19 protein-coding genes are annotated in these 23,829 nt (G+C 61.7%); 11 read left to right on the top strand and 8 right to left on the bottom strand.

Annotated elements, in window-relative coordinates; all coding sequences use genetic code 11:
* Positions 1-13 precede the first annotated feature (13 nt).
* The 6 genes from J2Y86_RS05880 to J2Y86_RS05855 form a co-directional block, all read right to left on the bottom strand.
* The gene (locus J2Y86_RS05880; protein ID WP_253428785.1) at positions 14-472 is read right to left on the bottom strand and encodes a thioesterase family protein; all 459 of its coding nucleotides are present in this window, start codon (positions 470-472) and stop codon (positions 14-16) included.
* Between the two features lie 40 nt (positions 473-512).
* On the bottom strand, positions 513-2,411 hold the full coding sequence (locus J2Y86_RS05875; protein WP_253428784.1) for a TRAP transporter large permease: 1,899 nt from the start codon (positions 2,409-2,411) through the stop codon (positions 513-515).
* Between the two features lie 15 nt (positions 2,412-2,426).
* Positions 2,427-3,470, bottom strand: a complete 1,044-nt coding sequence (locus J2Y86_RS05870; protein WP_253428783.1) for a TRAP transporter substrate-binding protein — start codon at positions 3,468-3,470, stop codon at positions 2,427-2,429.
* A gap of 173 nt (positions 3,471-3,643) precedes the next feature.
* Complete coding sequence (locus tag J2Y86_RS05865; protein ID WP_253428782.1) at positions 3,644-4,849, bottom strand: CaiB/BaiF CoA transferase family protein; 1,206 nt, start codon at positions 4,847-4,849, stop codon at positions 3,644-3,646.
* Between the two features lies 1 nt (position 4,850).
* On the bottom strand, positions 4,851-5,630 hold the full coding sequence (locus J2Y86_RS05860) for an enoyl-CoA hydratase-related protein (RefSeq protein WP_253428781.1): 780 nt from the start codon (positions 5,628-5,630) through the stop codon (positions 4,851-4,853).
* A gap of 73 nt (positions 5,631-5,703) precedes the next feature.
* Positions 5,704-6,840: an iron-containing alcohol dehydrogenase gene (locus J2Y86_RS05855; RefSeq protein WP_253428780.1), complete on the bottom strand. Its 1,137-nt coding sequence runs from the start codon at positions 6,838-6,840 to the stop codon at positions 5,704-5,706.
* Positions 6,841-7,015: 175 nt separating this feature from the next.
* On the opposite strand from J2Y86_RS05855, the gene J2Y86_RS05850 reads away from it, so the two are divergent.
* From J2Y86_RS05850 to J2Y86_RS05840, 3 genes are all read left to right on the top strand, one after another.
* Entirely contained in the window at positions 7,016-7,939 is a 924-nt protein-coding gene (locus J2Y86_RS05850) for a LysR family transcriptional regulator (protein ID WP_253428779.1), read from the top strand.
* Between the two features lie 168 nt (positions 7,940-8,107).
* Positions 8,108-9,454: a PQQ-dependent sugar dehydrogenase gene (locus J2Y86_RS05845; RefSeq protein ID WP_253428778.1), complete on the top strand. Its 1,347-nt coding sequence runs from the start codon at positions 8,108-8,110 to the stop codon at positions 9,452-9,454.
* Positions 9,455-9,950: 496 nt separating this feature from the next.
* The gene (locus J2Y86_RS05840) at positions 9,951-10,220 is read left to right on the top strand and encodes a hypothetical protein (RefSeq protein ID WP_253428777.1); all 270 of its coding nucleotides are present in this window, start codon (positions 9,951-9,953) and stop codon (positions 10,218-10,220) included.
* A gap of 54 nt (positions 10,221-10,274) precedes the next feature.
* Here J2Y86_RS05840 and J2Y86_RS05835 read toward each other — a convergent pair whose 3' ends face one another.
* Entirely contained in the window at positions 10,275-11,105 is an 831-nt protein-coding gene (locus J2Y86_RS05835) for an alpha/beta hydrolase (protein ID WP_253428776.1), read from the bottom strand.
* Between the two features lie 110 nt (positions 11,106-11,215).
* Between J2Y86_RS05835 and J2Y86_RS05830 the strand changes: the two genes are divergently transcribed.
* Positions 11,216-12,652, top strand: coding sequence for an HD domain-containing phosphohydrolase (locus J2Y86_RS05830; protein ID WP_253428775.1), 1,437 nt, complete (start codon positions 11,216-11,218; stop codon positions 12,650-12,652).
* Positions 12,653-12,655: 3 nt separating this feature from the next.
* Here J2Y86_RS05830 and J2Y86_RS05825 read toward each other — a convergent pair whose 3' ends face one another.
* Positions 12,656-13,165 carry an Lrp/AsnC family transcriptional regulator gene (locus J2Y86_RS05825; RefSeq protein WP_253428774.1) on the bottom strand — a complete coding sequence of 170 codons (510 nt, stop codon included), beginning with the start codon at positions 13,163-13,165 and terminating at the stop codon, positions 12,656-12,658.
* Positions 13,166-13,367: 202 nt separating this feature from the next.
* Here J2Y86_RS05825 and J2Y86_RS05820 point away from each other — a divergent pair, with 202 nt between their 5' ends.
* The 7 genes from J2Y86_RS05820 (at position 13,368) to J2Y86_RS05790 (ending at position 23,824) form a co-directional block, all read left to right on the top strand.
* Positions 13,368-14,384, top strand: coding sequence for a 1-aminocyclopropane-1-carboxylate deaminase (locus tag J2Y86_RS05820; RefSeq protein WP_253428773.1), 1,017 nt, complete (start codon positions 13,368-13,370; stop codon positions 14,382-14,384).
* A gap of 233 nt (positions 14,385-14,617) precedes the next feature.
* Entirely contained in the window at positions 14,618-15,082 is a 465-nt protein-coding gene (locus J2Y86_RS05815) for a transketolase (RefSeq protein ID WP_253428772.1), read from the top strand.
* 35 nt (positions 15,083-15,117) lie between these two features.
* The gene (locus J2Y86_RS05810; protein WP_253428771.1) at positions 15,118-15,408 is read left to right on the top strand and encodes a transposase; all 291 of its coding nucleotides are present in this window, start codon (positions 15,118-15,120) and stop codon (positions 15,406-15,408) included.
* Positions 15,405-18,104, top strand: coding sequence for an alpha-ketoglutarate dehydrogenase (gene mdeB, locus J2Y86_RS05805; protein ID WP_253428770.1), 2,700 nt, complete (start codon positions 15,405-15,407; stop codon positions 18,102-18,104). Before J2Y86_RS05810 ends, mdeB begins: the two co-directional genes overlap by 4 nt.
* 40 nt (positions 18,105-18,144) lie before the next feature.
* The gene (locus J2Y86_RS05800) at positions 18,145-19,380 is read left to right on the top strand and encodes a dihydrolipoyllysine-residue acetyltransferase (RefSeq protein ID WP_253428769.1); all 1,236 of its coding nucleotides are present in this window, start codon (positions 18,145-18,147) and stop codon (positions 19,378-19,380) included.
* 253 nt (positions 19,381-19,633) lie between these two features.
* Positions 19,634-20,716 (top strand): hypothetical protein, encoded by a 1,083-nt coding sequence (locus J2Y86_RS05795; protein WP_253428768.1) that lies wholly within the window; start codon positions 19,634-19,636, stop codon positions 20,714-20,716.
* 72 nt (positions 20,717-20,788) lie between these two features.
* Positions 20,789-23,824, top strand: a complete 3,036-nt coding sequence (locus J2Y86_RS05790) for a porin (RefSeq protein ID WP_253428767.1) — start codon at positions 20,789-20,791, stop codon at positions 23,822-23,824.
* Positions 23,825-23,829 lie beyond the last annotated feature (5 nt).

Genomic DNA, 23,829 nt, shown 5'->3' with positions numbered 1-23,829 from the left:
ACTCGACCCTTTTTCAGCGCGACGCGGAGAATTGGGAAGGGCTGAGCACGCCGTCTTCGACTTCGCCAGCGGCGGCGGCCTCGGCTTTGGCCTGCACGCGGCTGCGCAGTTTGGCGACGTTCACCACCACCCGGGTATGCGCCGCCGTGGCGACCAGCTCGACGTCATCGCGCACTTCGACGTTGAAGGTGACGCTACGACCTTCGATGCGGGTGACCGTCGCGACGATGCTGACCGACATGCCCAGCAGCGTGGCGCCGACGTGGCGGATATCCACCGCCGCACCCACGGTGTTTTCGCCGTCATCGAGGAAGGTGAGCAGGTAATCGAGGCAGGTCTGTTCGATGTCGTCGACCAGGCGTGGCGTGGCGTAGATGCGCAGGTCCTCGCCGAGAAACGAGATGGTGCGTGGCTGGTCGACGAGCAGTCGACGTTCGGTGGCGGTGCCGGCTTCGAGCGTGGAAAAATTCATGAGAAACCTCGTGTTTGAGTGCTGACAGTCAAAAAGTGATTCAGGCGTTGGGCAGGAAACCGATGGAAATCCACGGCACGGCAATCAATACCCCGAGCGCTACGACCAGCGCCCCGAGATACGGCCAGACCCGGCGCATGGCGCCGCTGGGGTCGACCTTGGCAATGGCGCACGCGGCGTAGAAACCCACGCCAAACGGCGGGGCGAACAAGCCCAGGCCCATGGCGAAGATCGCGACCATGGCGTAATGCACGTCATTGATGCCCAAGGCCTTGGCAATCGGGAACAGCAGCGGTCCGAACAGCACGATGGCCGGGATGCCTTCCAGAAAACTGCCGAGCAGGATGAACGCCACGGCGGAGATGATCAGGAAGCCCATTGCGCCACCCGGCACCGTCGCCATCACTTGCGCCAACTGGTGGGAGAAGCCTGATTGGGTCAATGCCCAGGCCATGGCGGTGGCGCTGCCGATGATGATCAGGATCGCGCCGGACAACGACGCGGTGCTGACCAGGATCGGGTACAGCCGGCGCCAGTCGAAGCAGCGATAGCACAGCAAACCGACGATGAAGGTGTAAGCGACGCCGATGGCAGCGACTTCGGTCGCGGTGGCGACGCCTTCAACCACGGCGGTGCGGATCACGAAGGGCAGGGCCAGCGCAGGGATCGCGACCAGCAGTGAGTGGCCGATTTCCTTGCCGGAGGCGCGTTTGCCGGTGGTGACCTCGCCTTTGCGGTTCTTCCACCAGATCACTGCGGCCATGGCAATCGCTCCCACCACGGCCGGCATGAAACCGCCGGTAAACAGTGCGGAGATCGATACGCCAGTCACCGAACCGATGGTGATCAGCACCAGGCTGGGCGGAATGGTTTCCGACATCGCCCCAGAGGCATTGAGCATCGCCACCAGTTCGTTTTCATCCTCGCCGCGTTTCTTCATTTCCGGAAACAGCGCCGGGGCGATGGCAGCCATATCCGCAGCTTTCGAACCGGAAATGCCCGAGATCAGGTAGATCGCACCGATCAGCACATACGACAAACCGCCGCGCACGTGACCAATCAACGAGCACAGGAAGCGAATCATCGCCCGGGCCATGCCCATGGCTTCGATCAGCGCCCCCAAAAACACGAACAGCGGGATGGCCAGCAGGATCAGGCTCGCCATACCTTCGTCCATCCGCCCGATCACCAGGGTCAGCGGCGTGCTGGTCATGGTCGACAGATACGCCACCGTCGCCAGGCCGAACGCGACCATGATTGGTACGCCGATGACGATCATCGCCATCACGCCGATCATGAAGAAGATCACCAGGTTCCAGTTGCCCATCAGCAGCATCCAGCCTTCGGCCACCCACAACAGCGCGCCGAGGGAGGCGAGCATCGCCACCGACACCGAGAAGTCGATCAACCGTGCACTGGTCAGTAACCGCGCGACGCAGGTCATCAGCATCAGGCTCAGGCCGACGGCGATAGCGGACACGCGAAAGGCGTTGGGGATTTCCAGGGCGGCGGTGGTGATGATCCACTCATCGCTGACGTACTCCCACGCCGGGGTGAACAGCAGGCCGATAAAGGTGATGACGATCACCGCGCCCAAGGTGTCGACAAAGGCGCGTTTTTCCACGGGCAACCGCCCGATGAACGAGGTGAGGCGCATGTGCTCGCCGCGCCGCATCGCCACCACCGAACCGAGCATCGCCAGCCACAGGAACAGCAGCGACGCCAGTTCATCACCCCAGACGATCGGCTGGTTGAGCACGTAGCGAGAGAACACATTGCAGAACAGCAGCGTGACTTCGATCACCACCAGCAACGCTGCGCTGCCTTCGGTCAGCCAGCGCAGGCCGGTGTCCAGTGCGCGACCGAGGCGAAACGTGGTTTGACGCGGGCTGACTCCTTCAGCGGGGGACACATCCGTCATTGGTATTTCAGTTTTCATGACCTTGTCTCCGGCTTAGGACAGTTGACCTGCGTATTGCTCAAGCAAGCTCCAGGCTTCCGGGCCGTACTTTTCCTTCCATTGGGTGTAGAAGCCTTTTGACTGCAGGTCCGCCCTGAACAATGAACGGTCGACTTTGTTGAAGGTGATGCCGTGGGCGGTCAGCGACGGTTCCAGGCTGGCGTTGAGATCGATCACCTGTTGGCGCTGGACCAGCGCGGCGGCGTTGATCTGCCGGGAGACGATTTCCTGTATGTCGGCGGGCAGTTTCGGGAAGGTCTTGCCCGAGGCGACGATCCAGAAACCGCCCCAGATGTGGTCGGTCATCGAGCAGTATTTCTGCACTTCATAGAAGCGTGCGGACTCGACCACCACCAACGGGTTTTCCTGGCCGTCGACTACTTTGGTCTGCAACGCCGAGTAGGTTTCGTTGATGCTGATGCCGGTCGGCGAGGCGCCGAGGGCGCTGAACATCGAGGTCCACAACGGGCTGACCAGTACGCGCAACTTGAAGCCGGCGAGGTCTTGCGGGGTGTTGATGGGTCGCGTCGAGCTGGTGATCTGGCGGAAGCCGTTGTTCCAGACTTTTTCCATCGGGATCAGGCCGACTTTCTCGGTCTTGGCCCGTACGTGCTCGCCCAGTTTGCCGTCCAGGGCGGCCCAGACACTGTCGTAATCCTTGAACGCGAACGGCATGCTTTCGATCGACATGGCCGGTACCAGTGTCGAGAGAATCGCGCCGGGCAACGGAATGAAATCGATCGCCCCGGCACGCACCTGGGACAGCATGTCAGTGTCGCCGCCCATGGCGCCGTTGGCGTACACCTGCAAGTCCACCGCGCCGTTGGTTTCGGCCTTGATCGCGAGTGAGGCTGCTTTCATCTGGATATTCAGCGGATGGGTGTCCGGCAGGCTGCTGGTGTAGCGCAGCACGATGGGTTTGGTCGCGGCGAAGACGCCGGAGGGCAGCAGGTTGGCGGCAAATGCACCACCCACGGTGACGCCGGCAGACACTAGAAATGATCGGCGGCTGACAGACTCGGTCAAGATACGGCTCATGATGTTCACCTTCTTGTTTTTGTTGTAGTTGTTCTGAAAAAACAGCGAATCCGTTAAGCAAACGCTGCTCCTTGTGGGAGCGGGCTTGCTCGCGAAAGCGGTGTGTCAGCTAATGGATATGTTGCCTGGCACACCGCATTCGCGAGCAAGCCCGCTCCCACAGGGTTTTTGCGTTACGCCAGGGCCACCACTGCCTGGCTTCGAATCAACTCGTCGATTTCATCCTCCGCAAAACCGCTTTCCTTCAGCACTTCACGAGTGTGTTCGCCGAGCAGCGGCGCGGGGCGGCTGGTGGCGGGTGGGGCGTTGTCCATGTCGGAGAAGTGAATCGGCAGGCCCATGCCGCGCACCCGGCCTTCGGTAGGGTGTTCGGTCTCGACGACCATGCCGCGAGCCTTGGTTTGTGGGTGGGCGAGGGCGGCGGCAATGTCGAGGACCGGCCCGGCAGGCAGGCCGAGGCTGTCGAACAACACCATCCATTCATCCGTGGTGCGCGCGACCAGGACTTCATTGAGGATTTCCACCAGGGCCAGGCGATGCTCCATGCGCAACGCGTTGCTGGCGAAGCGAGGATCGGCCTTGAGTTGCGGCACGGCCAGCGCTTCGACCAGTCGTTCGTAATTGGCCTGGTTGGCGGCGCCGATATTGATCCAGCCATCCGCCGTGCGGAACACCTGGTACGGCGCGCTGGTGGAATTGGCCGAGCCCATCTTCGGCAGGATGGTGCCATCGGCGAAATACGCCGCGGCCGGCCAGTACATCTGTTGCAGGCCGGCTTCGAACAACGACGTGTCGACCATCTGCCCGAGCCCGGTTTTCTGCTTGGCGGCGTAGGCGGCGGCGATGCCGAGGGCGGCAAGGATGCCGGAGTTGATGTCGGCCACCGGCGAGCCGGCCTTGACCGGTTCACGCCCGGCTTCACCGGTCATGCTCATCATGCCGCTCATGCCTTGGGCGATCAGGTCGAAACCGCCTTTCTCGCCGAATGGCCCGCTGCGCCCGTAACCGGAGATAGCGCAGTAAATCAGGCCAGGGTTGAGGGTTTTCAGGGTGTCGTACCCCAGGCCGAATTTCTCCATGGTGCCGGCGCGGTAGTTTTCCGTGACCACATCGGCGTCCATCAGCAGGCGGCGCAGCACGTCGCGCCCACCCTCGGTTTTCAGGTTCAGGCCGATGCCGCGCTTGTTGCGGTTGACCACCATGAACGAAGCGGATTCGCCGCTGGCCATGATCGGCGAGAAGCGGCGCGAATCATCACCGTCCGGGACTTTCTCGACCTTCACCACGTCAGCGCCCATGTCGGCCAGCATCATGCCGCACACCGGTCCGGACATGATGTGAGCCAGTTCTACCACGCGCATTCCTGTTAGCGGTCCCATGTTATTTACCCTCGAATTGTGGTTTGGCTTTCGCGATGAAAGCGTTCAGTCCGGTCTGAAAATCGTCGGTGTCGTAGCAGGAGTAACTGCTGTCGATCTGTTCGACGGTGGGGGCGACGCCGGCTTCCAGTTGTCGCGCCGCCTGGCGATGCCAGCGAGCAACGAGGGGCGCGCCATTGATGATGCGTTTGGCGGTGGCGAGGGTTTCGGACTCGACCTCGGCATCGGGCACGACGCGGGTCACGAGGTTTTTCACGTAGGCGTCGTTAGCGTCGAGAATCCGGCCTTCCAGAAGAATCTCCAGGGTCGTCGAACGACCGGCCAGCGCAACGAGCCCGGCCATTTCGTCATAGGACATGACCAGCCCGAGCTTGCCGACCGGCGCACCGAAGCGGCTGGACGTGCCGCAGATGCGCAGGTCGCAGAGTGCAGCGATTTCCAGGCCGCCACCGACGCACACGCCGTGGATCATCGCGATCACCGGGTGCGGGCAGTCGACAACCGCGCGCATCGCCTTCGAGGTGACGTCGGCATAGATTCGGGCTTGCGCCTGGTTGGCGCGCACGGCCGGAAACTCGCCGACATCGGCGCCGGCGGCAAAGGCCTGTTCACCCGCGCCGCGCAACACCACGCAGCGCACGCTGAGGTCGGCGGACAATTCGGTCATGACGTCACCCAGGTCCTGCCACATGGACAGGGTCAGGGCGTTCATCTTCCCCGGGTGGCTGAGGGTGACGATGGCAATGGCGTCTTGCCGTTCGATAAGGACGGTGGGCTTCATGATTGTTCCGCTGGCGTCGGCTCGGCCGAAGACGCGGTTGCCTCCTGATTTATTGTTGTTGGATAGCGGCTGCTTACAGCGATTGTTCGAGCATCGACAGGTAGTCCGCAGACGAGGCTTCGCGCGGGTTGGTCTTGTGGCTGTGGTCGTGCAGCGCGCCCTCGACGATGCCGGCGAACAGGCTCTCATCGACACCGATCTCACTCAGGCGGGTGGGCAGGCCCAGGCGTCGGGTCATGTCTTCGATGGCCGCACCGATGTTCGCGTCGGCCCCGAGGCCCATGGCGTGGCGCAGACGTTCCAGTTTGCGCTCGTCACGGACGGTCGGAGCGTTGGCATTGAAGTGCACGACCGCCGGTAGAAAAATCGCGTTCAAGGTGCCGTGGTGAAGTTTCGGATTGATGCCGCCCAAGGCGTGGGACAGGCTGTGCACGCAGCCCAGACCCTTTTGAAAGGCCAGCGCGCCTTGCATGGACGCGCTCATCATGTTCATCCGCGCTTCGCGATCGCCGGGTTCGGCAGTGGCGCGTTCGATGTGTTCCCAGGCGCGCCACAGACCGTCGAGGGCGATGCCGTCGGCGGCGGGGTTGAACGCCGGCGCCATGAAGGTTTCGATGCAATGGGCGATCGCGTCCATGCCGGTGGCGGCGGTCAGCATGGGCGGCAGACCCAGGGTCAGTTCCGGATCGCAGATGGCCACGCGAGGCACGACATACGGCGAGATGACGCCGACCTTGCGACCGTCGTCGAGGATCAGGATGGCGCCGCGGCCGACTTCGCTGCCGGTGCCCGCCGTGGTCGGAATTGCGATCAGCGGTGCGGTAGCGGAAGTGATGCGGTCCAGTCCGCCTTCGATCACCGCAAAGCTGTGCAGAGGACCGTCGTGGGTGGCGCAGACCGCAACGCCCTTGGCCAGATCGATCGAAGAACCGCCGCCCACCGCGATGATGCCGTTGCACTCGCCGCGGTGGTAATGCGCGACAGCTTCACGCACGGCGTGTTCGTTCGGGTTGGGTGGGGTGGCGTCGAAAATCGCTGGAGGCAGACCACCAAGGGCGGCAATGACTTTGTCGACGATGCCGGCATTGCGCACGCCGACGTCGGTGACGATCAGCGGCCGGGTGATGCCGGCGCGCTCGGCTTCGGCCGCCAGGTGCTGCAGGCTGTCATAGCCGAACTGGATTTTGGTGACGTAATTGATGAGTGACATGATTCACCACAAGTTATACAGGATTGTTATTGTTGCAACCGGTCTTGGGCGGGAGGGCCTTCGCTCTCTGGTCAAACCCGTTGCATTGCCTGGTTGTGGGGTGGACTATAGGGCCGTCCTGGCCAGCCTCGATACTGACAACTTTCGATACCTCTATAACTTTTAGTTAACCCTGATGACGCCCTCACTGAACTCGATCATGTCCCGCCTGCACATCAAGCAGCTCCGTTTGCTGATCGCCCTGGATGAGCACGGCTCCTTGCTGGGCGCGGCCAAGCAGGTCGCGCTGACCCAGCCCGGCGCAAGCAAGGCACTGCAGGAAATTGAAACCACCTTTGGCACCTCGCTGTTCACCCGCACTAACCGCGGGCTTGAACCGAACGATGCCGGGCGCTCGGTCATCCGGTACGCGCGGTTGATCCAGACCGACCTCGCGCACCTGCGCGAAGAGATCATCGGCATCATGAGCGGCGAGGGCGGGCGCGTGTCGGTCGGCACCATCATGGGCGCCGTGCCGCTACTGACCACGGCGATCAGCCGGGTGATTGCCGACAACCCGAAGCTGTCCATCGAGATCGTCGAGGACACCAGCGCCGCGCTGCTCAGCCAGCTCGACGCCGGGCGTCTGGATCTGGCGATCTGCCGTACCACCATCAGCACCACTCCGTACTTGTACGAGAGCTCGACCTTCGTCGAGGAAACCCTGGCCGTGATCGCCAGCACCCAACATCCGTTCGCCTATGCCCGGCAGTTATCGCTGAAGGACCTGGTGGATTACCGCTGGGTCGTCTATCGCGCCAACATGCCGATGCGGTTGTTGCTGGAGCGGGAATTTCACGAGGCCGACCTGCGTTTTCCGGTGCACCTGCTGGAAACCACTTCGGCCTTCGCCACCTTGTCGCTGCTTCAGGAAAACCCGACCCTCGTCGCGCTGGTGTCGACCGACGTGGCGAAGTTCTGCTCCGGCTACGGCTTCACCACCACGCTGCCGCTGCCCATCACCTCCCGCAGCGAACCCTATGAACTGGTGTCGCGCAAAGGCGTGCCGGACTCGCCGGCGGCCAGGTTGTTGCGCGAGGCGTTGTTGAATCCTGCCTAGAACCGGTGGTTGGGATAGTGCCCGGCATTGAGGGCGTGCATTCGTGCGATTCAGGCAAAATTGATTTGTGGCGAGTGCGGTGTTTGAAACGAATCCGCCCCGCGATACTCGACGGGATTTTGCCTTTTCCTGAATTGGCCCACGGATGGCCATTGCGAGGTTCGAACCATGACTGTTTCCCGCCGACTGGCGCTGTTGATGACCACTGCCGCGTTGCTCACCGCTTGTGGTGAATCGTCCAAACTGCCGCCCCAGGCCAGCGTCGGCCCGTCGCCGCAGTTGCCTGAACCCACCACTTCGCTGATTCCCACGTTGAAGGTGTCCAAGGCGGTCGGTTGGTCGGGCAGTGACATGCCCAAGGCGCCTGCCGGATTCAAGGTGACTGCCCTGGCGGACGATCTCGACCATCCGCGCTGGATCTATCTGCTGCCCAACGGTGATGTGTTGGTCGCCGAAAGCAATCACCCGCCGATGCCCGAAGGTGCGACGGACGGCGGTAGCGGCCCGCTGGCCTGGGCGAAACGCACGGCGATGGGCATCGTGATGGGACGGGTCGGCGCCGATGTGCCCAGCGCCAATCGCATCACCCTATTGCGCGATGCCGACGGCGACGGTCACGCTGAAACCCGCACGGTCTTCATGAGCGGGCTGACCTCGCCATTCGGCATGGCGTTGGTGGGTAACGAGCTGTTCATCGCCAACGCCGATGCCGTGGTCAAGGTGCCTTACACCACGGGGCAAACCGAAATCAGCGCGACGCCGGTAAAAGTCACCGACTTGCCCGCCGGCATCAACCACCACTGGACCAAAAACGTTCTCGCCAATCCCGAGGGCACCAAGCTTTACGTGACGGTGGGTTCCAACAGCAACGTCGGTGAAAACGGTCTCGATGCCGAAGAAGGTCGCGCGGCGATTTGGGAAGTCGACGTTAAAAGCGCCGACAAGCGCCTGTTCGCCAGCGGCCTGCGCAACCCCAACGGACTGGCCTGGAAGCCGGGTTCGAATGAGTTGTGGACTGTGGTCAACGAGCGTGACGAAATCGGCAGCGACCTGGTGCCGGATTACCTGACCTCGGTGAAAGACGGTGCGTTCTACGGCTGGCCATGGAGTTACTACGGCAACCACGTCGACACCCGCGTAGAACCGCCGCGCCCGGACAAGGTGGCTCAGGCCATCTCCCCGGATTACGCGCTGGGCACCCACGTCGCACCGCTGGGCCTGGCATTCTCCGACGCCCGCGCGATGCCGGCCGGTTTCGCCAATGGCGTGTTTATCGGCGAACACGGCTCGTGGAACCGCAATCCGCAGGCTGGCTATAAAGTGGTGTTCATCCCGTTCAGCGACGGCAAGCCGTCAGGCGTGCCGGTGGATTTTCTCACCGGTTTCCTCAATGCCGATGGCGAAGCGCAAGGGCGTCCTGTGGGTGTGGCGCTTGATCAGGGTGGTGCGTTGCTGGTGGCCGATGATGTCGGTAACAAGGTGTGGCGTGTGGTGGCGGCCAAACAGGGGCAATGAAAACCTGGGCTTGACTCAGTGTTGCAAAACTCACGCAGATGATAGAAGGCGCGCGCCGCGAGGTACGCGCCTTTTTTTTGTTCGACGAGGGCATCTTGTGGATTTTGTGCACTGGCCGGTCCGTGACGTTCTAAAAGAAGTTTGATCTATCCACGAGGGAGAAAAATCGAGGAACGAGGCATTTCCGAGAAAGGTGTAGGACGTCTCCGAGACGCATAAACCGGGTTTTTCTTCGCTTAAGGCTCGCCTATAGTTCGCCCGTCGCCGACGAATCGGTGATCGACTTTAGCCGGTCGTATCAGATGATGCACAAGCGCCCGTATAATCGCGGCGTTTTTTGCTGCCTAGAATCTACATGTCTATGGTGGCTGTGCGTGGGACACCTTCGGGTGTGCCGGGTTCATCTGTCCGGTCGGCTAACCCGCGCATAGCTACCACCCAAATTCGTTTAGCCGCGAAAGGGTGGGAGCTTCACTTATCAGATGAGATTCACGCCATGCCTAAATTCCACCCGCTCCAAGGCAACTTCAGCGTCGGCCCGACGCTGTACATCGACACCGAAGCCCGCGCTTCCGATCTTCTTGAAACCGCCGTCCACCGACTAAAAGCTGCGCGTAATCTGCTCAACAGTGTTTCCTGCCTTTGCGTCAGAGAAGCCGAGGGGCATGACCTGGAGCATTTCGCCAACGCCGCACACATGCTCGTCCAGGACGGCTGTGATGCCTTGGATGTGCTGGGCTGGACGCTGGAAAAAACTGCACGCTGAGAACGAGAAAGCCGCGATATTCGCGGCTTTTTTTTGTGCGTTAAAGTGGCCTGCTCAAACCCCGTTCCTGGTGTTTTGCGGCCCGTAAGACTGCTGTGTTGCATCCGTCACTTCCGCGGTCTTGTCCTGAGTCTCGTGCACCGCCTGGATGATGACCTTGGCCACGTCAGCCGGACGCGACTGCTGCGGCACATGACTGGCCTGGACTTCGGTGACCTGCGCTTTCAACTTTTTGGCAAACGCACGCTGCAGATCGGGTTGGATCATGCGGTCATCGCGGGCGACGACGTACCAGGTCGGTTTACCCTTCCAGGCCGCGGCACTGGTTTTGTCGTCGAATGCCGAGGCGCGAATCGGTCCCTGCGTGGCGGCCATGACGGCGGTCTGTGCGGCGGGAAGATCCTGGGCGAAGCCGGTGGCCATGCCTTGGGGGGTCATGTAGAGAAAACCGTTTTTATCAGCGGCGATGTCTTTCACGCCGGGCGGTGCCGGGAAGTCTTTGCCCAGATCCTTGCTGGCCTGGCCCGCATCCGGGGCGAACGCAGCGACGTACACCAGGCCACGGACTTTCTGGTCAGTACCGGCCTGACTGATGACTGTACCGCCCCAGGAGTGCCCGACCAGCACGACGCCGTTGTCCTGATTGTTCAACACGCGTTGCGTAGCGGCTACGTCATCGGCCAGGGAAGTCAGCGGGTTTTGCACCACGGTAACCTTGATACCTTCGGCCTGCAGCAGCGGAACAACCTTGCCCCAGTCGGAGCCGTCGGCGAAAGCACCGTGTACGATCACCACCGACGGTTGCGGGGCGGCGGCCTGGCTGCCGACGGCGAACAATGAAGTGGTCATGGCGAGTGCGAGGGCGATAGCCTTGGGTTTGAACATGGTTGGAACTCCTGTGGTTGGTGTGACGCAGTTTCAGGAATACGGGGGCGGTCCGGTATCGGTCGTTTATCCGAGGCAGGCCAAAAATCATGCGAAGAAAGGGGAGAGTCATGCGCGAGAGTGACGGTATCGAGCTGGAGAGTGCGATCCTGGCGTTGTCCATGGTCGGGGACCTGAGCATGGGCCAGCCCTTCGACCAGTCACGCCGCACGGCTCGCCTGGTGCAGTTGCTCGCGCAGTCGTGTCACGGTGCCGGTGAACACACCGAGGTCGCACGGCAAGTGGCGTTGCTGCGCTGGTCGGGGTGTACGGCCAATGCCGAGGGTTTCACCCGTTTGCTGGGCGATGACGTCGAGGGCCGCAACGCCATGCTTAGCCAGACACTGGGCGCGGCAGGCCTGCGCGCGATGCGCAAATCGGCGCCGTTGGCCGTGGTGCATTGCGAGGTGTCGGGCGATATCGCACACACGCTTGGCCTGAGCGCGCCGGTCGAACACGGGCTGCGACACGTGTTCGAGCAGTTCGATGGGGAAGGCAAACCCTTTGGCTTGCGCCATCCCGAAGTGCCGGAGGTGGTCTATCAAGTGCTGCTGGCCGGTGATCTGGAAATCCTCTCCCGGGTTCACGGACTGGATGCAGCACTGGAATGGATCGCGACCAAGGGCGATCGTCGCTACCCGGCATCGCTGGCCGCAGAACTTGCGCTAAATGCCAAAGACTGGCTGGAATCGTTGCGCGTGCCGCAAGACGTTCGTTCGCAACCGCATCGAAGCGAGAGGCAGGTTGCGCTGACGCTGGTCGGGGATGTGATCGACCTCAAGCTGCCCTGGCTGGCGGGCTACTCACGCCGGTCGGCAGAACTGGTCAGGGAGGCCGCGAGGTTGTGGGGCTTGTCGGACCCGTCGGCCGACCAGGCCGCGAAAGCGGCGCTGATTCATGGCGTCGGCCGGGCGGCGGTGCCCAACCGAATCTGGAACACGCCCGGCGTATTGCTGGACGGTGATCTCGAACAGGTACGGCTGGTGCCTTACTGGACGTCGCGCACCTGCGGCCAGATCCCTGAACTGTCGGTGCCGGGTCGGCTGGCGGCGAATGCCTATGAACGGCTGGATGGCAGTGGCTACTTCCGTGGCCTTGAGGGCGATGCCTTGTCCGCCGAACAGCGTTTGCTGGCGGCCACGCTGGTCTGGCAGGCATTGCGTTGCGACCGGCCGTGGCGTGCGGCCTTCAGCGACAGTGACGCCGAGCGTCTCTTGCTCGACGAAGCCGCGCTGGGGCGTTTCGACCCTCAGGCCTGTCAGGCGGTCATTGCGGCGGCTCGCGGCGAGAGCGCCGTCGCGCCCAGGGGAAACGCCAGCCCGTTGAGCGACCGCGAGACGCAAATCCTGCAGCGCATCAGCATGGGCGGCAGCAACAAGGAGGTGGCGCGCCAGCTCGGCATCAGCCCGAGCACGGTGCGCACTCATGTCGAGAGTGTGTTCCGCAAATTGCAGTGCACGACCCGTGCGGCAGCAACACTGAAGGCGCTGACCCTCGGATTGATCTGACCCTCAAATGGGGATGTGTGTGGTCGACAACACCTGCCGCAACCCCATGAACGAACGGATCTGCCGAACCCCGGGCAAATACAGCAACTGCTCCGCATGCAGCCGGTTGAAGCTGTTGCTGTCCTTGGTGCGGATCAACATGAAGTAGTCGAATTCCCCTGTCACTACATGACACTCCATGCAGCCGGACACCTTTTGCGCCGCCGCTTCAAAAGCGGCGAAAGATTCCGGCGTCGAGCGATCCAGCACCACGCCGATCAACACCACCATTCCCGCGTCCAGCGCGTCATTGTCCAGCAGCGCGACAATGCCCTTGATCAGGCCCGCCTGCTTGAGGCGTTCGACTCGCCGCAGACAGGCCGGCGCGCTCAGTTTCACCTTCTCGGCAAGCGCCACATTGGAGATCGAGGCGTCGCGTTGCAGGGTCTTGAGAATGGCGCGGTCGGTCCGGTCCAGCGCGAGCGGCTCTGCACCTGGAGTGCCGGGTTTCTTGTGGTTATTTGTTGCGCTCATAGTGATTTATGCACAATAAAAGTATGTTTTAAGGGATAACTGTTGAGCGATGTTTCTTTAATGGATTGAAACTTGCAACACATATTTTCAGCTTTGTTCTTAATATTGAACTCATCGAAGCCGCCCTGAAACAGCCTGGAAATGCAGCCTTTTTTGCCTTTCGGCCTGGCGCTTGGATATCCAATAAACAAGGAGCAGAGTCATGAACCTGAATCGTTTCAAACGCTATCCGCTGACCTTCGGTCCTTCTCCCATTACGCCCTTGAAACGCCTCAGTGAACACCTGGGCGGCAAGGTCGAGCTGTATGCCAAGCGTGAAGACTGCAACAGCGGCCTGGCCTTCGGCGGCAACAAGACACGCAAGCTCGAATACCTGATTCCCGAAGCACTCGAACAGGGCTGCGACACGCTGGTGTCGATCGGCGGTATCCAGTCGAACCAGACCCGTCAGGTCGCGGCCGTCGCTGCCCACCTGGGCATGAAGTGTGTGCTGGTCCAGGAAAACTGGGTGAACTACTCCGACGCCGTGTATGACCGGGTCGGCAATATCGAGATGTCGCGCATCATGGGCGCCGACGTACGACTGGACGCCGCCGGGTTCGACATCGGCATTCGACCGAGTTGGGAGAAGGCCATGAGCGACGTGGTGGAGCGGGGCGGCAAACCGTTCCCGATTCCGGCGGGTTGTTCCGAGCATCCTTATGGCGGCCTCGGCTTCGTCGGTTTTGCCGAGGAAGTCCGGCAGCAGGAACAGGAACTGGGCTTCAAATTCGACTACATCGTGGTGTGCTCCGTGACCGGCAGTACCCAGGCGGGCATGGTTGTCGGTTTCGCCGCCGACGGTCGTTCGAAGAACGTCATCGGTATCGATGCTTCGGCCAAACCGGAAAAGACCAGGGCGCAGATTTTGCGTATCGCCCGGCACACTGCCGAACTGGTGGAACTGGGCCGCGAAATCACCGACGAGGATGTGGTGCTCGACACGCGCTTCGCGTATCCCGAATACGGTTTGCCGAACGAAGGCACGCTGGAGGCCATTCGTCTTTGCGGGAGTCTTGAAGGCGTGCTGACCGACCCGGTGTATGAGGGCAAATCCATGCACGGGATGATCGAGATGGTCCGCCGTGGCGAATTCCCTGAAGGCTCGAAAGTGCTGTACGCGCACCTGGGCGGGGTGCCGGCGCTGAATGCCTACAGTTTCCTGTTCCGCAACGGCTGACGGTGCTCCACCTGTAGGAGCGATCCACTGTGGTGAGGGGATTCTTTGGCGAGGGGATTTATCCCCGTTCGGCTGCGCAGCAGTCGTAAAACCATTGTGTGCGGTGTACCTGGCAGACCGCGGGGGGCCGCTTCGCAGATCAACGGGGATAAATCCCCTCGCCACAAAACTCCCTCACCACAGAGGCTCGTTCCCACAGGGGAGCGGACCGTTCAAACGTCGGGAGTAACGCCATGCATGCGACATCGCAATCCGCAGTCTGGATCAAGGAGCCGTCGGCCGAGGCCGGGGTGGTCATCGTCACCAGTGCTGCGTTGCCCAAATACATGATCGACAAGCTGCACGTGGCGATCGACGACTGGGACCAGGTGGCTTATCTGGCCGTCAAGCAATCCAGGGAATTGATGCTCGACTGGTTGCGGGTCGGGTTCAACCCCGAACAGTCACCGCGGGTCGACGCCTGTGATGCCAGCCAATTGCTGCGCTACGTTTCCAAAGGCAGCTTTTTACTGGACGTCGAAGTCGGCGCGGCCCCTGGCCTGACCTGGCTGGGATCGGTCTGTGGTCACCCGTTGCGCGTCGTCGAACTGGGAGAAATAGCGTCCTCCAACGCGGCGATGGATCGACAGGTGGAAGACGTTTTATCGGCCACCCGGAGTCTGGCGAAAAGCGTGCTGCAGGAGCGCTGCGTCATTTAGCGAATCAACCACTCCCAACAAGAAAGGCAAAGCCTATGAGCCAAACTGCCGACTGTCGTAATAACGCCATGAAGTGGATGCGCGAGCCTTCAAGCGGTACGCGTATCGTGGTCATCGCGTCCGGCCTTGATAGCGATCATATTGACTTGATCCACCAGGGTTTCAGCTGTTTTGACAATGTCGCGCTGATCCAGGTCGAGACGGCGAATGTCGTCTCGGCCGAACGTTTCATCATCGAGGCGGTGGAACAGGTCAAAAACCTCGCCCGAGCCAGCCATTCGCGCCACCTTGAAGTGTTTCCCGACACCTGCAGGAGTTGCCCATGAACCCGTCCGATATTCATGCCCAATTGCCGGGCCAGACCGCTGAAGATGCCCAGGAAATCGCTGAATGGCGGGATGCCTTGCTCTCGGTCATCGCCCATGGTGGTGCCGGGCAAGCCGCGCAGATCATGGACATGCTGGTGACACTGGCCAGCACTGCCGAGATGAACTGGCGGCCGCGCCACGGCACGCCCTACATCAATACCATCAGCGTTGAGCAGCAGCCGGTGTTTCCCGGTGATCTGGCGATGGAAGAACGCCTGGCCTCGATCATGCGCTGGAATGCGCTGGTCATGGTGGCCCGGGCCAACCAGGCCTATGGGGAGCTCGGTGGCCACATCGCCAGTTATGCCAGCGCTGCCGATTTGTTCGAGGTGGGCTTCAACCACTTCTTCAAGGCGCGAACCGAAAGCAGCGGCGGTGATCTGGTGTTTTATCAGCCGCACTCCGCGCCGGGCGTTTATGCACGGGCTTTTCTGGAAGGTCGCCTCGAGGAAAAGGATCTGCAGCATTACCGGCAGGAAATCGGCGCGCGCGCCCAAGGCGCCCGGGGGCTGTCGAGTTACCCGCACCCGTGGTTGATGCCGGACTTCTGGCAGTTCCCGACCGGCTCGATGGGCATTGGCCCGATCAGCTCGATCTATCAGGCGCGCTTCATGCGCTACCTGGAGCATCGCGGCTTGCAAGACACCACCGGACGCACCGTCTGGGGCGTGTTTGGCGACGGTGAAATGGATGAGCCGGAAAGCATGTCGGCCCTGACGTTGGCGGCGCGTGAAGGGCTGGATAATCTGGTGTGGGTGGTCAACTGCAACCTTCAACGGCTGGACGGTCCGGTGCGGGGCAACGGTCGCATCATCGACGAACTGGAGGCGTTGTTCGGCGGGGCGGGCTGGAACGTCATCAAACTGGTCTGGGGATCGGATTGGGACGGCCTGTTTGCCCGGGATCACGACGGCGCGCTGGTCAAGGCCTTGTCTGCCACGGTCGACGGCCAGTTCCAGACCTTTGCCGCCAAAGACGGGCGCTTCAACCGCGAGCAGTTCTTTGGCCAGAACGAAGCCCTGGCGCATCTGGCCCAAGGGCTGACCGATGAACAGATCGACCGCCTCAAACGCGGTGGGCACGACGTGGTGAAGATCTTTTCCGCCTACCACAGCGCCATGCGCGAAGGCAGAAAGCCCACGGTGATTCTGGCGCAGACCAAGAAGGGTTTCGGCATGGGCGACGCCGGGCAGGGCAAGATGACCGTGCACCAGCAGAAGAAACTCGACAAGGACGCCTTGATCGCCTTCCGTAACCGCTTCAATTTGCCGTTGACCGATGAACAGGCCGCTTCGCTGAGCTTCTTCAAACCCGCCGACGACAGTGCCGAAATGCGTTACCTGCATGAGCGTCGCCGTGCCTTGGGCGGGTACATGCCGTCGCGGCCTGTCACGTCGACGTCATTGGCCGTGCCCGACGTCAGCAGCTACGCAGGGTTTGCCATTGCCGCTGAAGGCAAGGAAATGTCCACCACCATGGCGTTCGTGCGGATGCTCAGCGGTTTGCTCCGGGACAAACAACTGGGACCGCGCATCGTGCCGATCGTGGCCGATGAGGCGCGCACCTTCGGCATGGCCAGCCTGTTCAAACAGATCGGCATCTACTCCAGCGTGGGCCAGCGTTATGAACCGGAGGACATCGGTTCGATCCTCAGTTATCGGGAAGCCCTGGATGGCCAGATTCTCGAAGAGGGCATCAGCGAGGCCGGCGCGATCAGTTCCTGGGTCGCCGCGGCGACCAGCTATTCGGTGCATGGCCTGCCCATGCTGCCGTTCTACATCTACTACTCGATGTTCGGCTTCCAGCGCGTCGGCGACCTGATCTGGGCGGCGGCTGACCAGCGGGCGCGAGGGTTCCTGCTCGGCGCCACGGCGGGTCGCACCACGCTGGGTGGCGAAGGCCTGCAGCACCAGGACGGCAACAGCCACTTGATGGCGGCGATGGTGCCGAACTGCCGTGCCTACGATCCGGCGTTCGCCGGTGAGTTTGCGGTGATCCTCGATCACGGCATGCGCCAGATGCTGGAGCGCCAGGTCGACGAGTTCTATTACGTCACGCTGATGAACGAAAACTACCCGCAGCCCAACCTGCCCGACGGTGTCGAACAGGCGATTATCAAAGGCATGTACCTGTTCGCCCGGCATGAAGTCGAGGATGCACGGGGCAGCGTCCAGTTGCTGGGTTCCGGCGCGATCCTGCTTGAAGTGATCGCGGCGGCCGAGTTGCTGGCCAGCGACTGGAACATCGACAGCGAGGTGTGGAGCGTCACCAGTTTCACCGAACTGGCCCGCGATGCCCGCGAAGTGGAACGCTGGAATCGCCTGCATCCCGGGCAACCGGCGCGGCGCAGCCACGTACAGGAATCGCTCAACGATGCGGCGCCGATCATTGCCAGCACCGATTACGTCCGTGCCTTGCCCCAGTTGATCGCGAGTTATCTGCCGGCGCGCTACACCGTGCTTGGCACCGACGGTTTTGGCCGCAGTGACACCCGCGGCAGGCTGCGCGCGTTTTTCGAAGTGGATCGCCATCAGATTGTCTTGAGCGCGCTGACGTCACTGGTTCAGGAAGGGCGCCTCGACGCCAGTGTGTGCGCCGAGGCGATTGCGCGGTACGCCATTGAGGTAGACGCCGTCGCGCCTTGGGAAGCTTGAAGCCGTGCTTCAGTTCGAGTCGAATGTTCAGGAAACGCGTATGAAGAATGTGCATGAAGTGCGAATGCCCGACATTGGCGATGCCAAGGACGTCGGTGTCATAGAAATACTGGTCAAGGCCGGCGATGCGGTGCTCGAAGGGCAGACCTTGATCATTGTCGAGACAGACAAGGCGTCCATGGAAATTCCATCGCCAACGACGGGCGTATTGCACTCGTTGACGGTCGGGCTGGACGACAAGGTCAGCGAAGGATCGCCGATCGCCTTGATCGAAAGTGAAGGGCGCTCACCGGCACCTGCTCCCATCATCGAACCCGTTGCAGCGCTCACAGAACCTCGGCAGGCACCGTCGCCCATCGAAGTGGTTGCCCCGCCGACGCACTTGCCGCTGGCCTCGCCCTCGGTCCGCAAGTTTTCTCGAGAGCTCGGTGTTTCGCTCATGGCCATTCAGGGGACGGGGCTGCGCAATCGCATCACCAAAGAGGACGTGTCGGCCCATGTGAAAGGCGCGCTCACGGCAGCTGAACCCAGTGCCCGGCCGTTGGCTGGCTTGCTGCCCTGGCCGGTGGTTGATTTTGCCCAATACGGGCCGGTGGAAACCCGGGCACTTTCGCGCATCCGCAAAATCAGCGGGGCCAACCTGCATCGCAACTGGGTCATGATTCCCCACGTGACCAATCATGACGATGCGGATATCACGCAGCTCGAACAGTTCCGCGTGCAGGTGAACAAGGAAAAGGCAGAGAGCGGGGTCAAGCTGACGTTGCTGGCCTTGTTGATGAAAGCCTGCGCAGCCGCCCTGAAAAAATTCCCGGAGTTCAATGCCAGCCTCAAGGGGGACGAACTGGTGTTGAAGCGTTATTGCCACATCGGCTTTGCCGCCGATACGCCGCAAGGGTTGGTCGTTCCTGTCATCAAGGACGTCGATCAAAAAGGTGTGCTGGCGATTGCCCGGGAAATGTCGGCGCTGGCTGAAAAGGCACGGGAGGGCAAGTTGAGCGTTGCGGAGATGAGTGGGGGCTGCTTTTCCATCTCGTCCCTGGGCGGCATTGGCGGGACGTATTTCACGCCGATCATCAATGCGCCTGAAGTCGCCATCCTGGGGGTGGGCAAAAGCCGGGAGCGACTCGCGCTGGAGGGTGGGCAGGTGGTCACGCGCCACATGCTGCCGTTGAGCCTGAGTTGGGATCATCGTGTGATCGATGGCGCCGCCGCGGGTCGTTTCAACGCCTATCTGGGCAGTGTCCTGGCGGACTACCGTCGGCTGGTGTTGTAACAGGTCAATCTCGATATTTTTAAAGTATCGAGATCGATTTTTAACGTATTTTTCATTGGTCACCCTCGCTGTTAGGATTCGCAAAAAACAAGAGAAGAGCCTGGCTTCGCGGCCTCGCGGTCCCACCGTCGGTGGGGCGTAAAACGCTTTGACGCGAACACATGCCCATCCTGTTTCCGAACAGCCGCACAACGAAAGGACAGTGGCATCGAGTCGATGCCACACCGTTCGGAGTATCAGCGTAGAGGGTGCCATGTTCTGTATTTTCAAAAGCCTGCAAGCCTCGTTCACCTTTACAAAGTCCATGGCCTCGGTGCTGGGCACGGTGGCCCTGGTCGGGGCGATCACCTCTTCGTCCGTCTCCGAAGCCCAGGGCGAAGTGGCGGGCAAGCGCGTCGACGAAAGATTCCAGACATTGCGTCTGGGCCGCGACGTGGAAGCCTATCCTTTCCGGGTCTACGCCAACGCCGATCTGTATCAGCCACTCAAGCACATCGAGCGTGCCGTGGTGATCCTGCACGGCGTGCAGCGTGATGCCGACCGCTACTTCGAAACCGGTCGCAAGCTGCTGGACAAGGCCGGGCTTTCGGACGACCAGACGCTGTTGCTGGCCCCCAACTTCCTGACACCGACCGATCCCGACGTCGCTGACGACATGCCCCTGTGGCCTCGTGACAAATGGATGCATGGCCTCGAATCGCAGTCAGGCCGCACCGGTATTCCCGGTTTCCAGGTACTGGACGACCTCGTCGCCTACCTGTCTGACCGCCAGCGTTTCCCCGCCCTGAAAGAAATCGTCATGGTCAGCCATTCGGCCGGCGCACAACTGATGCAGCGCTACGCGGTGGTCAATCACCTCGATGCCGGGCTGAAATCCAGTGGCCTGCACATTCGGTACATCATCGCCAGTCCATCGAGCTACTTGTATTTCGATGACAACCGCCTGCAGGTCGGCGGGTTCTCACCGGTGACCACCGTGATATGCCCCAGCTATGGCCGCTATCGCTATGGTCTGGAAGGTGCCCCGGCGTATGTGCAGACGCAGCAACTGTCGCCGCAGCAACTGTTTGCCCGTTACGCCGCGCGTGACGTGACCTATCTGGTCGGTGCAAAGGACAACAACCCCAACAGCCGGGTGATGGACAGTTCCTGCGGCGCCAATTTCCAGGGCCAGACACGGGTTGAACGCCAACTCGTCTACATCGCTTACGAACGCTTCCTCGGCAAAAAATGGCAGACGCCGGTCAATCACCCACAGCACTTGATCCGGGGGCTGGGGCACAGCGCAGCGCAAATGTTCAGTGACGAACAGGTCGCCCGAATCATTTTCCCCTGAGTACGCACGCTGATGCGTCACCGCTGTGCGGCGGGACACTCACGTCCTCGATAAAAATAATAAGAGCGATGTATGAACAAACACGATCTGTTTACCCGGGCGTCCCGAGCCTTCGGGCCTGGCCGCCTGACGTTCCTGGCGGCGGCCTTGATGGCTGCGCAGGTCCAGGCCGATACGTTGCCGTCCGCCGGCACCCTGTTCGATAGCAACCGCGAGGCCCTGCGGCCGACCGAAAGCGTGCAGCCCGCAGCCCCTGGCAGCGTGCGCATCGACAGCCAGGACGCCGAGCCCGAGCCCCGCGCCGATGCGACGGCTTCATCGATAAAGCTTGAGGTCAAAGGCTTCACCTTCAGCGGCAACCATGAAATCAGCGACACCCGGTTGCAAGAGCAACTCAAGCCTTATACCCGACGGGTCCTGGACCTCAACGGCCTGCGCGAAGCGGCGGCGCAGATCACCGAGTTGTACCGGGCCCGCGGTTATCTGGTGGCCCGGGCGTATCTGCCGGCCCAGGAAATCCAGGATGGCCAGGTCACCATTGGCATTCAGGAAGGCGTGATCGGCACGGTCGTCGCGATGCCAGGGCCGAACGTGCGTTTGCGCCCCGGCATGCAGCAACGTTTCGTCGATGCCTTGCAACCGGGCACGATCATTCGCGAACAGGACCTGGAGCGGGTGCTGCTGCGCCTGTCGGACATCGCCGGTGTCGCGGTGCGCGCGATCTTGCGGCCGTCGCAACAGCCGGGTGCTGCGGACATTGTCCTCGAGCTCAACGAGATGACGGCCTTCACTGCCCGAGCGGCCATCGACAACTACGGCAACTACTTCACCGGTTCCAATCGGCTGACCTCCAGCGTCAGCCTCAACGATGCGTTCGGCTTCGGCGAAACCTTTACCGTCAACTCGCAGAACTCATTCGAAGGGCTGGAGATCAAGGGGGTTGGCTTTCAGCAACCCTTGGGCGCCAGCGGGATTTCCATTGGTGCCAATTACGCTGAGCTGGAATACGCGATCGGCAAGAACCTCAAGGCGGTCAACGCCGACGGCACGGCCAAGGTGTCTTCGGTATTCCTCAACAGCTCGCTGCTGCGCTCGCGGGACACCAACATCAGTCTCAACCTGTCCGAAGAGCACCGGCATTTCGAGGACGAAGCCGGCGATTTTGCCGTGAAAAAATCGGCGGTGTTTCGCAGTGCCGCGCTGTATGGCAACTGGCGGGACGGTTGGCAGGGCAGCAACCTGTGGAGCCTGGCCTTCGGTGTCGGCGACCTGGACAAGAACACCGCTGCTGATGCAGCGCTGGACGATTTCACCGCAAAAGCCGCGGGCACCTACAAGAAAACCAACGCCTCGTTCAGTCGTTTGCAGACGTTGGGTTACGGCTATTCGCTGTACGGCTCGATCGCCGGGCAATGGGCCGACAAGAACCTCGATTCCTCGGAAAAACTCAGCCTCGGCGGACCCAATGGCGTGCGCGCCTATCCGGTCGGCGAAGCGGCGGGGGACGAGGGGATTCTGGGGCGTGTGGAATTGCGCAAATACCTGGGCACGTTTCACGGCGCGATTGCCGAGGGCGCATTGTTCGCCGACGGCGGCAAGGTGCGCGTCAACAAGAACCCCTGGGACAACAGCGAAAATGACCTGACCCGCTATGGCTACGGCGTGGGGGTGAACCTGTATCACCGCGAGCTGGTGATGAACGCCAGCCTGGCGTTTTCGCCCGGCGACAACCCCACCAGCGACGATCGCGCGGCGCGGCGCCTGTGGTTCTCGATCTCCGGTTCGCCTCAGGCATTCGCCGGGTTGGCCAGCGACCTGGGTTCCAAGGGCGAGGATTTCGAAGTGCCCGAAACCCAGACCGTGTTCTACGGCTCACTGGGCATCGTCCCCGAATACGTCGACCGTCACGGCGCGACCGCCGCGGCGCCGGCCAACCAGAGCCGACTGGCCACCCCCAACGGACGCAACATGGCCAGTTTCTGGCGGGCCCGTGACAACGTCTCCTACGTCGGTGGACATGGCGGTTATGCGCTGACCGATGACTGGAACCTGTTGTGGCAACTCGAGTACGGCATTTCCCTCAACTACACCGCCAGCGACGACCCTTCGGTGGTGCAGTCGGCGTCGCCGAGCACCAAGCTGCGCAACTCCGGCGCGGCGTTCAACAACGGGCAGTACGGTACGTTGCTGTATGGCATCTGGGACATGCCAATGAAAGAAGCCACCACCAGTCTTGATCCGTTCCACGGCAAGACCAGTGCGGCGTATTACAACATCATCGGTTCGCCCGGCTTCAGCACCAGCCTGGCCACCAACGTCAACGGGCCGTCCGGCACCGCCGAGGAATCGAACAACGATGACGCCGCGTTCAACCGGCGTCAGGCTGGCGTCGTGCAGTACTGGACGCCGGAGTGGTACGGCCTGCAACTGAAACTGGCGTATTCCAACAACGGCACCCGCTCAGCCGAAGACGTCGGCAACGGCTATATCTACGGCGGCAGCCTGACCTACACCCATGGAGGCTTTACCGCGGTGGTCGCTGCCGAACGGCACGTCGATTATTTCGGCGTCGCCTCGCTGGGACGCAATGCCCGGGGCGTCGGCAGCACCACCCACGTCACTGACGGCACGTCTTCGGATGATTTCAGTGTGCGTTACGGCCTGGCCTATGACTTCGGCGACACCAAGCTGTCGGCCATTGCCGATGACTTGTCCTATTCCGAAGACGGCGTGATCAACAACAGCACCACCTCCAGCGACCTGTCGAAATATCGCCGCCGTGCCTATCTGCTCGGCGTCACGCACAACATCGGCGCCTGGCAGTTGCGGGCCAGTTACGCCCAGGCGCTGCCGGGCGAGTGCTCGATGATCGCTGCCCGGGCTATCGACTGCGACACCCACGGCATGGGTGCCACTCAGTACGCCGTGGGTGCTACGTACAAGCTGACCAAAAACACCGACCTGTTCGGTCAGTACGTGATCCTGAAAAACCAGTCCCTGGCCAACTACAACTTCGCGCTGACCGGCGTTTACGCCGCCAGCGGCTACGCACCGGGCGCCGGCACCACCATCAGCGCCATCGGCACTGGCATCAACTATTCGTTCTGAGGAGA

The organism is Pseudomonas migulae (assembly GCF_024169315.1).
GTDB lineage: Bacteria > Pseudomonadota > Gammaproteobacteria > Pseudomonadales > Pseudomonadaceae > Aquipseudomonas > Aquipseudomonas migulae_B.
The sequence above is the reverse complement of the archived record's forward strand: the minus strand, read 5'-3'. Positions and strand labels throughout refer to the sequence as shown.

What these genes read in the sequence shown, in the direction of transcription:
- J2Y86_RS05880 (WP_253428785.1), bottom strand. Translation starts at nt 472, where the DNA reads ATGAATTTTTCCACGCTCGAAGCCGGCACCGCCACCGAACGTCGACTG.
- J2Y86_RS05875 (WP_253428784.1), bottom strand. Translation starts at nt 2,411, where the DNA reads ATGAAAACTGAAATACCAATGACGGATGTGTCCCCCGCTGAAGGAGTC.
- J2Y86_RS05870 (WP_253428783.1), bottom strand. Translation starts at nt 3,470, where the DNA reads ATGAGCCGTATCTTGACCGAGTCTGTCAGCCGCCGATCATTTCTAGTG.
- J2Y86_RS05865 (WP_253428782.1), bottom strand. Translation starts at nt 4,849, where the DNA reads ATGGGACCGCTAACAGGAATGCGCGTGGTAGAACTGGCTCACATCATG.
- J2Y86_RS05860 (WP_253428781.1), bottom strand. Translation starts at nt 5,630, where the DNA reads ATGAAGCCCACCGTCCTTATCGAACGGCAAGACGCCATTGCCATCGTC.
- J2Y86_RS05855 (WP_253428780.1), bottom strand. Translation starts at nt 6,840, where the DNA reads ATGTCACTCATCAATTACGTCACCAAAATCCAGTTCGGCTATGACAGC.
- J2Y86_RS05850 (WP_253428779.1), top strand. Translation starts at nt 7,016, where the DNA reads ATGACGCCCTCACTGAACTCGATCATGTCCCGCCTGCACATCAAGCAG.
- J2Y86_RS05845 (WP_253428778.1), top strand. Translation starts at nt 8,108, where the DNA reads ATGACTGTTTCCCGCCGACTGGCGCTGTTGATGACCACTGCCGCGTTG.
- J2Y86_RS05840 (WP_253428777.1), top strand. Translation starts at nt 9,951, where the DNA reads ATGCCTAAATTCCACCCGCTCCAAGGCAACTTCAGCGTCGGCCCGACG.
- J2Y86_RS05835 (WP_253428776.1), bottom strand. Translation starts at nt 11,105, where the DNA reads ATGTTCAAACCCAAGGCTATCGCCCTCGCACTCGCCATGACCACTTCA.
- J2Y86_RS05830 (WP_253428775.1), top strand. Translation starts at nt 11,216, where the DNA reads ATGCGCGAGAGTGACGGTATCGAGCTGGAGAGTGCGATCCTGGCGTTG.
- J2Y86_RS05825 (WP_253428774.1), bottom strand. Translation starts at nt 13,165, where the DNA reads ATGAGCGCAACAAATAACCACAAGAAACCCGGCACTCCAGGTGCAGAG.
- J2Y86_RS05820 (WP_253428773.1), top strand. Translation starts at nt 13,368, where the DNA reads ATGAACCTGAATCGTTTCAAACGCTATCCGCTGACCTTCGGTCCTTCT.
- J2Y86_RS05815 (WP_253428772.1), top strand. Translation starts at nt 14,618, where the DNA reads ATGCATGCGACATCGCAATCCGCAGTCTGGATCAAGGAGCCGTCGGCC.
- J2Y86_RS05810 (WP_253428771.1), top strand. Translation starts at nt 15,118, where the DNA reads ATGAGCCAAACTGCCGACTGTCGTAATAACGCCATGAAGTGGATGCGC.
- mdeB (WP_253428770.1), top strand. Translation starts at nt 15,405, where the DNA reads ATGAACCCGTCCGATATTCATGCCCAATTGCCGGGCCAGACCGCTGAA.
- J2Y86_RS05800 (WP_253428769.1), top strand. Translation starts at nt 18,145, where the DNA reads ATGAAGAATGTGCATGAAGTGCGAATGCCCGACATTGGCGATGCCAAG.
- J2Y86_RS05795 (WP_253428768.1), top strand. Translation starts at nt 19,634, where the DNA reads ATGTTCTGTATTTTCAAAAGCCTGCAAGCCTCGTTCACCTTTACAAAG.
- J2Y86_RS05790 (WP_253428767.1), top strand. Translation starts at nt 20,789, where the DNA reads ATGAACAAACACGATCTGTTTACCCGGGCGTCCCGAGCCTTCGGGCCT.